This is a genomic window from Salinispora sp. CH2A1_6 (assembly GCF_056820975.1).
Genome location: NZ_JBXEDG010000016.1, coordinates 473,039 through 485,930, shown reverse-complemented (window position 1 = coordinate 485,930; position 12,892 = coordinate 473,039). Strand labels below are relative to the sequence as shown.

Here is a 12,892-nt window from a genome sequence, read left to right as displayed (position 1 = left end):
GCAATGATCATCGCCTACGGGATCGCCAACCTGCTCCAGTCGGTCGCGGCGGCCCGCACCACCGTGCACCACTCGTTCGATCCGGGGTTGCTGTTGCGACTGGCCGGACACCGCACCTACCTACTCGGTCTGGGCTGCCAGGTCGGCGGATTCGTCCTGGCCTTCCTGGCCCGACGGGACCTTCCGCTCTTCCTGGTGCAGGCCAGCATGGCGGCGGGGCTCGGCGTGACCGCCCTCCTCGGGGTGCTCCTGCTGAGGTGGCGACTGCCCCGGGCGGAGATCGTTCTGCTGGTGCTGCTCGTCGCCGGGATCACCGGGCTGGTGCTCTCGGCCCGGCCGGCACCCTCGCGGCAGCTCGGCACCGCCGGCCTGGTCACCCTGGCGGCGACCTTCGGCGTGATCGCCCTACTGGGCTTCTTCGCGGTACGGCTGCACGGCGCGCCCGGATCGGTTGCGCTCGGCTCCCTCGCCGGCCTGGCCTTCTCCGCCGCGGCGGTGGCGGCCCGGCCACTTGCCTCGACCCACTCGGTGGAGGGGTTCCTCGGCGATCCGCTGCTCTACCTGTTGGTGGCCCACTCGGTCATCGGCCAGCTCCTCCTCGGCCTGGCGATGCAACGCGGGTCAACCACGGCCGCCGTAGCCGCGATGGACGCGGCCGGGGCGGTGCCGGCAGCCATCATCGGGCTGCTGCTGCTCGGCGACCAGATCTGGCCGGGTCGGGAGTGGCTGGCCACGGCCGGCTTCCTGGTCACCCTCGCCGCCGTACTCGGGCTGACCCGGTACGCGGAGCCGCAGCACCAGCACGCCGTGACCGGTAACCGGGAACGGGTGCTGGTCAGCGCTGGCCGGTCGAGGGCAGCGCCGCCAGGGCAGGTAGGCGCTCAGGCGGCCTCAGCCGGGGCGCGGCAGCGGGCCACCCGCTCGTAGAGCCGTTCCAGGGCAGCGCCGGTCCGCTCCCACGTGTAGCTGCACCGCACCCGGTCCACGGCAGCGTGCCCATAGGCGAACCGCTCGGCGCTGTCGGTCATCAGGCGGCGCAACGTCACCCCCAGGGCGCGTACGTCACCGGGCGGCACCAGCCGTCCGGTGACCTCGTCCACGACCGCGTCGGCGATTCCACCCATCGCGTACCCGACCACCGGCACGCCGCAGGCCATCGCCTCCAACGACACCCGGCCGGCCGAGGCGTAACCCGACGTACAGGCCACCACGTCCGCCGAGCGGTACCAGGTGGCCAGCTGCTCGTGCGGCACCGCCCCCACCAGAGTCACCTGATCGGCCACCCCGTTGCGTTCGGCCAGTTCCTGAAGCTGGCGTGCCTCGGCGTGCCCGGCGAGCCGATCGCCGGGCGGGCCACCGACGATCACCAGTTCCGCGTCGCCAGCCATCCGGATCACCCGGATCAGATCCTCCTGGCCATGGCCGGGGTCGAGGGTGGTAACGGAGAGGATCCGCGGTCGCGCCTCGCGCGGCGCCGCCTCCCCATCGGGGTGGAACAGCTCCGCATCCACCCCGGGTGGGACCAGCGCCACCGAGGCACGTTGTAGCCCCATCCGGGCCAGTTCGTCCACCTCGTCGTTGGATTGAGCCACCGCGATGTCCACCACGCGCACGAGGGCCCGCTCCAGCGGAATTCGCTCCTCCGGCGCGCGGTAGCGCGCGCCGAGGCGGCGCAGTTGTTCCAACCCGAGCGAGTGGAAGGTCTGCACGATCGGGATGTCGGTCTCGCGGACGGCGTGCGCGGCGGCGAGCCCACCGAGCCAGTAGTGCCCGTGCACCATCTCCGGCGCCCAGTCGTCCGCCCACCGGTCGGTCAGCCAACGGCCGTACTCGGCGACGTGGCCCACCAACTCGCCGGTGGCCACCGCTGCGGCGGGACCGACCGGGACTCGCTCGACCAGGTAGCCGTCCCCTGTCGCCGTCGCCGCCTGGTCCGGGGCGTCGCGGCGTTCGTAGAGCCGGACGTCGTGGCCCCGCCCAGCGAGCTCGGTGGCGACCCGGGCGATGTGCTGGTGGGTCCCGACAGCCGGGCCGCCGGCACGCCGGGACGGGTCAGCGTGCGCGCAGACGAGACCGACGCGCATGGTCACCTCCAGGCATCGTCACAGTGGCGGTCCTCCCGGTCAGAGGGTCCCATTAACCCAGGGTCGGGGAGTCGAAACGTGGCAGATCGGCGGTAGCGGTCGACTGGCGATGGCTGCCGGAGCGGCGGTTACGAGACGTGGGGCAGCGGGTAGAGCATCGGCATGCGCGACGACGAGTACCCGACCCCGGTGTCTGACCCGGAGGCGGTGGGCCTGCCCGACACCGCCGACGACGACTCGACCGCGAACGACGATGTCCGGACTGGGCGGGAGGCGGACGGCCCGGACCCGGCGCAGCTTCCCGGGGACCGGATGCCGGTCGCGGTCGACCGGTTCGGGACCACCGCCGACGAGCAGCTCGACGGTGAGTCGCTGGATGCCAAACTCGGCCGGGAACGGTACGAGCGGTCTGCGGATGATCCGTTGGCCGGACCGGTCGACCCGGACATCGCCGCCGAGGCGAACAGCCCGGAGCAGGCCGCTCAGGCCCAACTCGACGCCGATGTGTTCGAGCCCGGACCGTCCTCCGATCCGAACTCCCCGGTCTCCCTCTACGACCACGGCCTGCTCGGCAGCGGGGCCGACGCCCAGGTGGGTCGGCTGGTTGAGCCGGACGAGGGCGCCCATCCCGACCAGGAAGCCGACTCGGTCGCGTACGACGCAGGTTCGGCCGGCGGTGGTGCGAGCGCTGAGGAACTGGCGGTCCACGAGACCCGCCCGCCGCCGGCGGTCTGACCCTCGACGGTCGGCCATCGATATGGGTAGCGGCCCTGGCGTACGGTGAGAATTGCCACTATTCCGTACCGTGACCCCTGCCGGGAAGGGCCATGACGAACGCAGATCCGGACCTACCGCGCACGGCTGCGCCTCCGGAACCCTGCCTGTTGATCGCCACCGCTTTCGACCGGGGAGAGGTGACCCAACTACGCCACTCGGCCGCCGCATGCGCCCACGGGGCGGGCCTGCGGGGCCAGCGGCTCAACGACTTTGTGCTGGCGGTCAACGAGCTGACCACCAACGCGGTTCGCCACGGCGGCGGGCGCGGGTCACTACGGATGTGGCGGCAGGCCAGAAACCTGGTCTGTGAGGTCTCCGATCATGGGGACGGTCTCAGCAGCAGACTATTCGTAGACCACCGCCGCCCGGCCCCGGATTCGGTCGGCGGTTGGGGACTCTGGCTGGCGCGCGAGCTGAGCGACACCATGGACGTGGCGTCCGACCGAGCCGGGACGGTCGTCCGCATCACGATCCGGCTGCCGTTCCCACACCCCGCTCCCGACTAGCCAGCGGGCCGGGTGATTCAGCCGAAGAGCGCGCTCACCGACTCACCGTTGTGAATCCGGCGAATCGCCTCAGCCAACGCGGGGGCCACCGACAGCACGGTCAGCTTGGGGACCCGCTTCTCGGTGGGGATGGGAACCGTGTTGGTGCAGACGATCTCCCGCACCTCCTCCTGCTCGCTCAACCGCTGGGCGGCTCCGTCCACGAGGAGACCGTGGGTGCAGGCCAGCCGGATCGAGCGGACCCCCAACTCGCGCAGGTGCCCCATCAGCTCGACCACCGTGCTGCCCTTGACAATCTCGTCGTCCACCACGATCACGTCTCGGCCCTGGACCTCGCCGATGATCGTGCTGATCTCCACCCGGTCGCCCCCGAAGCGTTGCTTGGCACCCGCGGCGACCGGCGTGCCGAGCTGCCGGGCGAAGACCGCCGCCTCCTTGACGTAACCCAGGTCGGGTGAGACCACCACGGTGTTGCTCAGATCGTGCGCCTGGAAGTGGGCGGCTAGCTCGCGTAACGCGTGTAGGTGATCGACCGGGATGCCGAAGAAGCCGTAGACCTGCGGCGAGTGCAGGGTCATCGTGAGGACCCGATCGGCGCCGGCCGCCGTGAGCAGGTCCGCGACCAGCCGGCCACCGATCGAGATACGTGGCGCGTCCTTCTTGTCGGAGCGGGCGTACGCGTAGTGCGGTAGCACCACGCTGATCCGACCGGCCGAGGCCCCCCGGGCCGCGTTGACCATGAACAACAGCTCGACGAGGTGCTCCTGCACCGGCGGGACCAGCGGCTGGATCAGGAAGACGTCCCGTTCCCGACAGTTGGCCTGTAGCTGCACTTCCAGGCAGTCGTTGGCGAACCGGGATACCCGGGTCGGGTACAGGGGCACCCCCAGGTGGGTGCAGATCTCCGCACCGAGCTCAGGATGGGCGCTTCCACTGAAAACGGCGAGCTGGCGCACAGCTACCGATTCTACGACCAGTTCAGCCCCAGCGCTCGCCGGTGAGTTTCTCGTAGACGTCAACGTAGCGGGCACGGGTGGCGTCAACGACCTCACCCGGTACCTCCGGCGCCGGGCTCTGCTTGTCCCACCCGCTCCTGGTGGCCCAATCCCGCACGTACTGCTTGTCGTACGAGAACTGGGCGCGTCCCGGCCGGTACGACTCGGCCGGCCAGAACCGGGACGAGTCCGAGGTCAGCAGCTCGTCGCCGATCGTCAACGTGCCGTCGGCAGCCCAACCCAACTCGATCTTGGTGTCGGCGATCAGAATTCCCCGGTCGGCGGCGAGCTCGGCTCCCCGCCGATAGACGTCGAGCGTGATCTGGCGCAGCCGCTCGGCAGTCTCCGCGCCAACCTTGTCCACCACCTCGCCGAAGGTCATCGGCTGGTCGTGCTCTCCTACCGGCGCCTTGGTGGAGGGGGTGAAGATGGGCTCCGGCAGGGCGGCCGCCTCGACCATTCCGCGCGGCAGTTTGATCCCGGAGACCGCTCCGGTGCGCTGGTACTCGGCGAAGCCGCCGCCAACCAGATAGCCCCGGGCGACGCACTCCACCGGAACCATCTCCAGTCGCCGGCACCGAATCGCCCGGCCGACGAACTCCGGCGGCACGTCGGTCGCCGAGAGCACGTGGTTCGGCACCAACTCGGCGAGCTGGTCGAACCACCAGAGCGAGAGCGCCGTGAGAAGTTTGCCCTTCTCCGGGATCGGCGTCGGCAGCACGACGTCGTAGACGGAGACGCGGTCCGAGGCGACCAGGATGAGGTCGTCACCATCAGCGTAGACATCCCGGACCTTGCCCGAGTGCAGAAGTTCCACGCGGGCTAGTACATCACGCGGCCCGGATCAGACCGCGGCGGCAGCCGGCGGCCCGCCGCGGGCGAGGACGGCACGCAGGACCCGACGTGGAGGGCGCCGGGAGCGCTGGTCAGCTCAGCGCCGGGGTCCTCGCCGACCGCGGAGGACCCGCAGGACGAGCAACACGATCACGACGACCACGACCAGGCAACAGAAGAACCCGAGGAAGCCGAAGCCCCCTCGGCGGCGCCGGGCGGCCTCGATCGCCAGCTCACCCGGGCCACTGGCCGCCCAAGCCGCCACCGGGACAAAAACCGCCAGTACGACCGCACCGAGGACCGTGCTGAGCCGGCCCCACCACTTCGCGAATGCAGACATGACTCCATCCTCGCCGAGCCACGCAAGTCGGGTACGGCGAAGGCCCTGGAGGAAACCTCCAGGGCCTTCGAACGAGTAGCGGGGACAGGATTTGAACCTGCGACCTCTGGGTTATGAGCCCAGCGAGCTACCGAGCTGCTCCACCCCGCGTCGGCTTCACTACTGTACCCCATCAGACCGGCCATGATCCGCACCCCCCCCGATGCTCGGGTATTTACCAGGTACATCCACGACCGGTGTTGTAGATTCGCGCCGATCCGGAACTGCCTCTGTGGACTGCCCGAAGATCGGAGTCGCTTTGCGCAAGCTCGTCTACTTCGTCGCCGCCACCCTCGACGGTTTCATCGCCGCACCTGACGGATCGTTCGACTTCTTCGCCCTGGAGCCCGATCTAGCGCCCTACCTGGTGGCGGAGTGGCCCCAGACGCTGCCCACCTTCACCCACACCCAGCTCGGTGTCGCATCCCCGCCAGCTGGTCGTTTCGACACGGTGCTGATGGGCCGCGTCACCTACGAGCCGGGCCTCCAGCTCGGGTACACCAGCCCCTACAACCACCTGAAGCAGTACGTCTTCAGCCGCTCGCTGGCCCCGGCCAGCTACCCGGACGTGGAGATCGTCTCTGGCGATCCGCGCGCCTTCGTCCGCCAGCTCACGGCGCGGCCGGGCCGCGACATCTGGCTCTGCGGTGGCGGGCAGCTCGCCGGCCAGCTTCTCGACGAGATCGACGAACTGGTACTCAAACTCAACCCGGTCGTCGCCGGCAGCGGTATCCCGCTCGTTGACCGGGGCTTCGACCCGCGCCGCTTCGCGCTCACCTCGACGCGCCCGCTTGCCAGTGGGGTGGTCGTGCTGCACTACGCCCGACACATCGGCGACCCCGGCTAACAAACCTCATCGGGAAAGTCCCGCCGGACTGGTCCGCCAATAGGCGAAAGCCCCGGATAAGTCATCCGGGGCTTTCGAAAAGTAGCGGGGACAGGATTTGAACCTGCGACCTCTGGGTTATGAGCCCAGCGAGCTACCGAGCTGCTCCACCCCGCGTCGGCTCGTAAACATTAGCGCACCAACCCTGGCCAACGCAAAACGTCCTCCATCCCGGTGGCACACACAACGACGCCCCCGGGAAATTCCGGGGGCGTCGTTGTGTGTACGTACTGGGGAGGGTCAGCCGCCGGGCGACGGTGAGCCGGTCGGCGCCGTGGTCGGCGTGGCAGCGGGGGGCGTCCCCGCCGCCTGCTCGAAGGCCGCGGTCGCCTCATCCAACGCCTGCAGCGCCCGGCCGTAGCGCTCGAAGTCGCCGGACTCCTGCGCGGCCCGGAGCTCGACGATCGCCGCCTGAACCCGCTGGGCCGCCTCGGCCACATCACCCGTGAACGGGGGTGGGGTAGCGCTCGGAGTCGTCGGAGTCGGGGTCGGGGTCGGACTCGGGGGCGTCTCGTCGTCGGCGGGTGGAGGCGATGGTGCGCCGGCCTGTTCACCCTGCTCGACGAGCTGTTTGATGCCGTCGGAGAGGTTGTCGGCCAGGACGACGAACGATCCGCCGTCACCGTAGGAGAGAAGCACCTTCTGCAACAGGGGATAGGCCTGCTGTTGGTTGCTCTTCACATAGACCGGCTCGACGTAGAGCATGCCGTTGCCGAACGGCAGGGAGAGCAGGTTGCCGTACTGGACCTGAGCCTGGTTCGACGAGAGGAGGTTCAGCTGCTGCCGAATCTGGGCGTTGTTGGTCATCTGCTGGTGCACCTGCACCGGTCCGGAGATTCGAGTGTCTTCCGGCAGTTCGTACACCTCAAGCCGTGGTTTGCCGTCCACGTACGAGCCAGAGATCAGCGCCGCGAGGTTCTGCCGTCGGTTCGGCGTCACCGCCGAGGTGAGCTGGAACCGCGGCTCATCCTGCCCGGGCATCTGGGTGAAGAGGTAGTACGGGGGCTGCTTCTGGCCGCTGTCCGGCGCGTCCGGCACGTTCGGCACCTGCCAGAAGTCCTGCCCGGAGTAGAAGTCACCGGGGTTGGTCACGTGGAACCGGGTGTATACGTTCCGCTGGACCTTGAACAGGTCAGCCGGGTAGCGGAAGTGGGCGCTCAGCTCGGTCGGGATCTCCGTCTTCGGCTTGATCAGGTCGCCGCCGAAGGCCTTGTTCCACGCTCGGAGGACCGGGTCACCGTCGTCGAACTCATAGAGGGTGACCGTGCCGTCGTACGCGTCAACCGTCGCCTTGACCGAGTTCCGGATGTAGTTGATGTTTTCCCGGGCCTGCTGGAAGGTGCCCCGGTTGGTGAGTTCGTCGGTGGTCTCGGTCTGGAGATTGATCCGCTCGGCGTAGGGGTAGGTCGCGGCGGTGGTGTAGCCGTCGATGATCCACGTAACCCGGCCATCGATCACCGCCGGGTACGGGTCGCCGTCCACGGTGAGGAACGGGGCGACCTTCTCCACCCGCTCCCGCGGGTTACGGACGTAGAGTAGCTTCGAATTCTCGTTGACCGCCTCGGAGAGCAGGAAGTTCGACTCCTGCTCCTTGATCGCGTAGAGCAGCCGGCGACCAAACGAGCCGACGTCAACGCCGCCGGAGCCGGTGTAGGTGTAGTAGGACTCGGATCCGTCCTCGCCGACCGGCCGATCGAACTCGGCGGGGCTGGCCTCCGGGTTGGCCCTACCGACGATGGCGTAGTCGCCGGCCTCCATCCGTTCGCCGTAGTAGATCCGCGGCTGGCTCGCCGGGATCTGGTCGACCTGGGCGGCACACCCCTCCTGCGACCGCTCCCCGAGGAAGCCGGAGACGAAGTAGGGCTGGCCACCACAGACCACCCGGTTCGCCGGGGCCGCGACCAGGCCATATCCGTGGGTGTAGACGGTGTGCCGGTTGATCCAGTTGCTCTGCTGCGTGGTCAGCTCGCCATAGTTGATCTCACGGACCCCGACCACGTAGTCCTGGGTCTCCCCGTCGACGGTGTAGCGGTCGATGTCGAGCTTGGGGCCGAAGTCGTAGAAGCCGCGGACCTGCTGAAGCTGCGTGTACGTCTCGCTGACCAGTTGCGGATCCAGCAGTCGGGCGTTCGGCACCACCGCGGTGTCGGTGGCGAGGCTCGCCGGCGGTTGCAGGTTACTCGCCGCGTACCGGGTGGCCTCTGCCTCGCCCAGACTGAAGGCCGCCCGAGTCGCCTCGATGCTGCGCTCGATGTACCGCGCCTCCTTGTCTCGGGCGCTCGGCTTCACCTCGAAGGTCTGCACGGCCCACGGGTAGATGCCGCCGATCGCGACCGCCGAGACCCCGAGCAGGGCCAGCGAGATGCCCGGCCAGACCAGGTTCCGCATCCAGGCGTTGGAGAAGACGAGGACCGCGATCGCCACGACGACCGAAATGTAGGCGAGGATCTCCTTCGCCGGCAGCAACGCGTTGACGTCGGCGTAACCGGCGCCGTAGACGTTGGCGCCGTCGTTGTACTCCAGCAGCATCGTCCGCCGGTCGAGCACGTACGCGACGGCTTTGAGCAACACGAAGAGCGCGACCAACGTGCTCAGGTGGGCCCGCGCCGCAGTGCTCATCCGGTCGCCCACGCCCTGGAGCCGGATCCCGCCGAAGACGTAGTGCACAGCGAGCGCCCCGAGCAGGGCCAACACCACGGCGGTGAAGGCGACCCCGAGCAGATAGCGCCAGAACGGCAGGTCGAAGACGTAGAAGCCGATGTCCACCCCGAACTCTGGATCCTTGACACCGAAGTCCCCGCCGTTACGGAACAGCAGCCACTCGCTCCACCTGCTCTGTGCCGACAGCCCCGCGAAGAGGCCAACCACGACGGCGGCCATCGTGAACCAGATGCCGAGCCGAGGGCTGAGCAGCAGCCGGTATCGCTCCAGGGTGGCCTGCTCCGGTGACTGCGGTCGCAGCCGAGGCCGCAGCCGATGCGCCAACCAGAGGTTGCCGCCGACGATGGCCGCCATGGCCAGCCCGACCGTGACGAAGAGCAGCAGCCGGGTGACGAGCACCCCGCTGAAGACCGCGGTGTAGTCGACCTCGCCGAACCAGAGCCAGTCGGTCCACGCCTGCACACCCCAACCGAGCAGGGTGAAGAGCACGAACACCCCGACCAGCACACCAATCGTGACGCGTCCGCGTCGGCTCATCCTCGGCATGGGGGCGCTGCTACGCATAACCACTGTTGGCTCCGCACGTTCGGTTGATCGGCTCCGACCAGGCCACCAGAGTACGGGGTATTCCCAAACCTGTCGTCCGCGGTCACGCCGAGTCCGGCGGTTGGTTCAGCAACGGGTCGGGTCGCCCCCCGCTCGCAACTTCTCAAGGGCCGTCAACGCGTCTTCCAGCGTGGCGACCTTGAGCAGCGGAAGGTCGGGCTGGGGATTGCGGACGGCCTCGGCACAGTTTTCCGCCGGGACCAGGAAGGCGGAGGCGCCGGCCTCCTTGGCGCCGACCAGCTTCTGGGGGATTCCGCCGATCGGGCCGACCTGGCCCGTGTCATCGATCGTGCCCGTGCCGGCGATGATCTGTCCACCGGTCAGATCATCCGGGGTCAGCTTGTCGATGATGCCGAGGGCAAACATGAGCCCGGCGCTCGGGCCACCGATGTCCGCCAGGTCGATCGTCAACGTGAACGGGTGCGGCTGCTGCTGCTCGATCCCGATCCCGATCCGGGGCTTGCCGTCCCGCTCCTGGGTCGTGATCCGCGCAGTCCCCGGGGTCCCGTCACGGGTGTAACCGATCTCCAGGACGGTGCCGGCCGGCTCGGCCTGGATCAACTCGGTGAGCCGGATGGCCACCGGGACCGGCTCTCCGTTGACCGAGGTCACCACGTCGCCGGGACGGAGCAGACCGGCCGCGGGCCCGTCCCCGACCACCGTCTTGACCTGCACCGTCACCGGGAATCCGAGCTCGCGCAACGCGACCGTCTCCGCGCTGGACTGGGAGGCCTCGAAGTCCTCCGCATTGCGTTCCTCGACCTCCTCACGGCTCTCCCCCGGCGGGTACACCAGTTCCCGCGGTACCACCGCCTCGTCGTCGGAGAACCAACCCTGGATGGCTCCGCGCAGCTTGACCGAGGGCTGCACCCCCACCGTGGTCAACCGCAACTCCCCCGCCGAGGTGGAGGTCTCCCGGCCCTCGACCTGGATGACCTCCTTGCCGTCCTCGGTGCCCAGGGTGTTGACGGTGGGACCGGGGCCCAGCACCACGTACGGGATGGGCGCCGCGAGCACGCCGATACCAAGCAGGGCAACAAAGATGGCACCGAGCAGGACGGTCATGCCGCGACGTCTCATGCGGCAGAGCGTACCGACCGAGTGCGCTGCCCCCCGCGGACCTGCCAGGACTTCACCGTTGACGCGACGCCAGCCGACGCGACCTGGGGCACGGCGCGCGTACCGTAGACCCCGTGCCTGATATTCCGTTCGGTTTCGCGCTCCCCGGTGGCCAGCCACCAGACCCCAACGACCCCGCGCAGATGCAGCAGTTCATGTCCCAGCTGCAGCACCTGCTCGCCGCGCCCGGTAGTGGACCGGTGAACTGGGACCTGGCCCGCCAGGTGGCGGCGAGCCAGCTCAGCGCCGGGGGTGATCCGGCTGTGTCGCCCTACGAGCGCAACGCGGTGGAGGAGGCGCTGCGCCTGGCCGACCTCTGGTTGGAGTCGGGCTCGGCGCTCCCGTCGGGCATCCGCGCCTCGGTGGCGTGGAACCGGAATGAGTGGATCTACAAAACCCTCGACGTCTGGCGCAAGTTGTGTGACCCGGTGGCCAGCCGGATGGTCGGCGCCATGGGTGACCTGGTGCCGCCGGAGGCGCGGGCCCAACTCGGCCCGATGCAGTCAATGGTGGCCACCCTCGGCGGGGCCCTCTTCGGGGGCCAGCTGGGCCAGGCCCTCGGCTCGCTCGCCGCCGAGGTGCTCTCCGCCGGCGACATCGGGCTGCCGCTCGGCCCGGCCGGCACCGCGGCGCTCGTCCCGGCCAACATCCGGGACTACGGCGCCGGGCTGGAACTACCGGAGGACGAGGTACGCCTCTACGTGGCCCTGCGCGAGGCCGCTCACCAGCGCCTCTTCGAGCATGTGCCGTGGCTGCGCGGACACGTGCTCAACGCGGTGGAGATGTACGCCTCGGGCATCCGGGTCAACCGCGAGGCGGTTGAGGAGGCGATGGGCCGCGTCGACCCGACCGACCCGGAGTCGATGCAGGCGATCGCGCTGGAGGGGATCTTCACCCCTGAGGACAATCCATCCCAGAAGGCGTCGCTGGCCCGGCTGGAGACGGCCCTCGCGCTCGTTGAGGGCTGGGTCTGCCACGTGGTCGACAGCGCGGCCGGGGAGCGGCTGCCCAACGTCGTCCGACTCGGAGAGGCGTTCCGGCGGCGGCGGGCCGCCGGAGGTCCGGCCGAGCAGACCTTCGCCGCCCTGGTCGGTCTGGAGCTTCGGCCGCGGCGGCTGCGCGAGGCGGCGGCGCTCTGGGCCGCCCTCACCGAACACCGGGGAATCGCCGGTCGGGATGCGCTCTGGGGTCACCCCGACCTGCTGCCCTCCGACGACGACTTCGCCGACCCGGTTGCCTTCGCCCAGTCCCGGCTCGATGCTGACGAGTTGGAGAGCTTCGACTTCAGCGCGCCGGGTGGCCCGCCGGAGCAGGCCCCCGGCGAGCCCGACGGAGAAAACCCACCCACCGCCAGCTGACTCTCCGGCCCCGCCGGGGTCAGCCGAGGATGCCCGCGCCGGCAAGCAGGGTGCGGGTGGCGTCCCAGCCGGCCAGGGCGGGGTCTAGTCGGGCCAGGTCGGCCGGGCCGCGCAGCCGGTGCCACCCCGCGGTGACGGCGAGCTCGCCCGGGCGAGGCGCCGCCGCGCGCACCGCAGCGGGTGCCGCCCGGTCCAGGTCCAGCGCCGGTAGCCACTCCGGTAGAGGCAGTCGGGCCGCCGCACCGAGCAGGCCGGTGTCGCCACCGGTGACCGGGGCCACGGCCACCGGTCGGGTGGTGAGCGGCCGGAGCAGCTTGCCGATGGTCAACCCCGGCAGGTCCGGGGCGTCCCCGGCGACAACCGCCACCTGGTCGTATCCGTGCCCGGCCTCGGCCTGGTTGACGCTGGCCGGCGGACTCGGCTGGGCGGTCCGGCCGCAGCTGGCGAGGACGGCGCCGATGGTGGGCCGCGGAATCTGGTAGACGGTGGTGCCGGGCCACACCACGGCGTCGGCCAACCACTGGTCGGCCGCGGTCACCGCAACTGCGGTTTCGACCTCGTTGAGCGTGGCGAGGAGGTCAACCACATCCTCGGCGAGCGCCGTCCGCCAGTCAGTGGGGGCGATCTCTGACGGCGTCCAGGTGACCGGCGCGAGTAGGGCAACCACCAACCGTCGTACCACGCACC

General features: G+C 69.7%; 12 protein-coding genes and 2 tRNA genes. 5 read left to right on the top strand and 9 right to left on the bottom strand.

Annotated features, from left to right (window positions below; all coding sequences use genetic code 11):
• Window positions 1-3 precede the first annotated feature (3 nt).
• On the top strand, window positions 4-927 hold the full coding sequence (locus tag AC1UKG_RS23300) for a hypothetical protein (protein WP_018744115.1): 924 nt from the start codon (window positions 4-6) through the stop codon (window positions 925-927).
• Here AC1UKG_RS23300 and AC1UKG_RS23295 read toward each other — a convergent pair.
• On the bottom strand, window positions 882-2,084 hold the full coding sequence (locus tag AC1UKG_RS23295) for a glycosyltransferase (protein WP_018744116.1): 1,203 nt from the start codon (window positions 2,082-2,084) through the stop codon (window positions 882-884). The genes AC1UKG_RS23300 and AC1UKG_RS23295 overlap by 46 nt on opposite strands.
• Before the next feature lie 162 nt (window positions 2,085-2,246).
• On the opposite strand from AC1UKG_RS23295, the gene AC1UKG_RS23290 reads away from it, so the two are divergent.
• Entirely contained in the window at window positions 2,247-2,819 is a 573-nt protein-coding gene (locus AC1UKG_RS23290; RefSeq protein WP_018729298.1) for a DUF5709 domain-containing protein, read from the top strand.
• A gap of 92 nt (window positions 2,820-2,911) precedes the next feature.
• The gene (locus AC1UKG_RS23285) at window positions 2,912-3,367 is read left to right on the top strand and encodes an ATP-binding protein (protein ID WP_018744117.1); all 456 of its coding nucleotides are present in this window, start codon (window positions 2,912-2,914) and stop codon (window positions 3,365-3,367) included.
• 17 nt (window positions 3,368-3,384) lie between these two features.
• On the opposite strand, the gene AC1UKG_RS23280 is transcribed toward AC1UKG_RS23285, so the two are convergent.
• The 4 genes from AC1UKG_RS23280 to AC1UKG_RS23265 form a co-directional block, all read right to left on the bottom strand.
• The gene (locus tag AC1UKG_RS23280) at window positions 3,385-4,323 is read right to left on the bottom strand and encodes a ribose-phosphate diphosphokinase (RefSeq protein WP_018729296.1); all 939 of its coding nucleotides are present in this window, start codon (window positions 4,321-4,323) and stop codon (window positions 3,385-3,387) included.
• Window positions 4,324-4,345: 22 nt separating this feature from the next.
• Window positions 4,346-5,179 carry a phosphoribosylaminoimidazolesuccinocarboxamide synthase gene (locus AC1UKG_RS23275; RefSeq protein WP_018744118.1) on the bottom strand — a complete coding sequence of 278 codons (834 nt, stop codon included), beginning with the start codon at window positions 5,177-5,179 and terminating at the stop codon, window positions 4,346-4,348.
• A 114-nt stretch (window positions 5,180-5,293) separates the two neighbouring features.
• Window positions 5,294-5,536, bottom strand: a complete 243-nt coding sequence (locus AC1UKG_RS23270; protein WP_018744119.1) for a hypothetical protein — start codon at window positions 5,534-5,536, stop codon at window positions 5,294-5,296.
• Between the two features lie 76 nt (window positions 5,537-5,612).
• Window positions 5,613-5,686: transfer RNA gene (locus tag AC1UKG_RS23265), tRNA-Met, on the bottom strand.
• A gap of 121 nt (window positions 5,687-5,807) precedes the next feature.
• Here AC1UKG_RS23265 and AC1UKG_RS23260 point away from each other — a divergent pair.
• On the top strand, window positions 5,808-6,422 hold the full coding sequence (locus tag AC1UKG_RS23260) for a dihydrofolate reductase family protein (RefSeq protein ID WP_482643022.1): 615 nt from the start codon (window positions 5,808-5,810) through the stop codon (window positions 6,420-6,422).
• Between the two features lie 82 nt (window positions 6,423-6,504).
• Here AC1UKG_RS23260 and AC1UKG_RS23255 read toward each other — a convergent pair.
• The 3 genes from AC1UKG_RS23255 to AC1UKG_RS23245 form a co-directional block, all read right to left on the bottom strand.
• A tRNA-Met gene (locus AC1UKG_RS23255) sits at window positions 6,505-6,578 on the bottom strand.
• Between the two features lie 123 nt (window positions 6,579-6,701).
• Window positions 6,702-9,686, bottom strand: coding sequence for a UPF0182 family protein (locus AC1UKG_RS23250; RefSeq protein ID WP_196230277.1), 2,985 nt, complete (start codon window positions 9,684-9,686; stop codon window positions 6,702-6,704).
• A 108-nt stretch (window positions 9,687-9,794) separates the two neighbouring features.
• Complete coding sequence (locus AC1UKG_RS23245) at window positions 9,795-10,808, bottom strand: YlbL family protein (protein WP_029123596.1); 1,014 nt, start codon at window positions 10,806-10,808, stop codon at window positions 9,795-9,797.
• A 182-nt stretch (window positions 10,809-10,990) separates the two neighbouring features.
• Here AC1UKG_RS23245 and AC1UKG_RS23240 point away from each other — a divergent pair, with 182 nt between their 5' ends.
• The gene (locus AC1UKG_RS23240; RefSeq protein WP_018744123.1) at window positions 10,991-12,205 is read left to right on the top strand and encodes a zinc-dependent metalloprotease; all 1,215 of its coding nucleotides are present in this window, start codon (window positions 10,991-10,993) and stop codon (window positions 12,203-12,205) included.
• A gap of 19 nt (window positions 12,206-12,224) precedes the next feature.
• On the opposite strand, the gene AC1UKG_RS23235 is transcribed toward AC1UKG_RS23240, so the two are convergent.
• Window positions 12,225-12,887, bottom strand: coding sequence for a hypothetical protein (locus tag AC1UKG_RS23235; RefSeq protein WP_029123595.1), 663 nt, complete (start codon window positions 12,885-12,887; stop codon window positions 12,225-12,227).
• Between the last annotated feature and the right edge of the window lie 5 nt (window positions 12,888-12,892).

Excerpts from the sequence above, each read along its gene's own strand:
- AC1UKG_RS23250 (WP_196230277.1), bottom strand. The coding sequence starts at position 9,686 with ATGCGTAGCAGCGCCCCCATGCCGAGGATGAGCCGACGCGGACGCGTC.
- AC1UKG_RS23240 (WP_018744123.1), top strand. The coding sequence starts at position 10,991 with ATGCAGCAGTTCATGTCCCAGCTGCAGCACCTGCTCGCCGCGCCCGGT.
- AC1UKG_RS23295 (WP_018744116.1), bottom strand. The coding sequence starts at position 2,084 with ATGCGCGTCGGTCTCGTCTGCGCGCACGCTGACCCGTCCCGGCGTGCC.
- AC1UKG_RS23270 (WP_018744119.1), bottom strand. The coding sequence starts at position 5,536 with ATGTCTGCATTCGCGAAGTGGTGGGGCCGGCTCAGCACGGTCCTCGGT.
- AC1UKG_RS23245 (WP_029123596.1), bottom strand. The coding sequence starts at position 10,808 with ATGAGACGTCGCGGCATGACCGTCCTGCTCGGTGCCATCTTTGTTGCC.
- AC1UKG_RS23290 (WP_018729298.1), top strand. The coding sequence starts at position 2,247 with ATGCGCGACGACGAGTACCCGACCCCGGTGTCTGACCCGGAGGCGGTG.
- AC1UKG_RS23285 (WP_018744117.1), top strand. The coding sequence starts at position 2,912 with ATGACGAACGCAGATCCGGACCTACCGCGCACGGCTGCGCCTCCGGAA.
- AC1UKG_RS23300 (WP_018744115.1), top strand. The coding sequence starts at position 4 with ATGATCATCGCCTACGGGATCGCCAACCTGCTCCAGTCGGTCGCGGCG.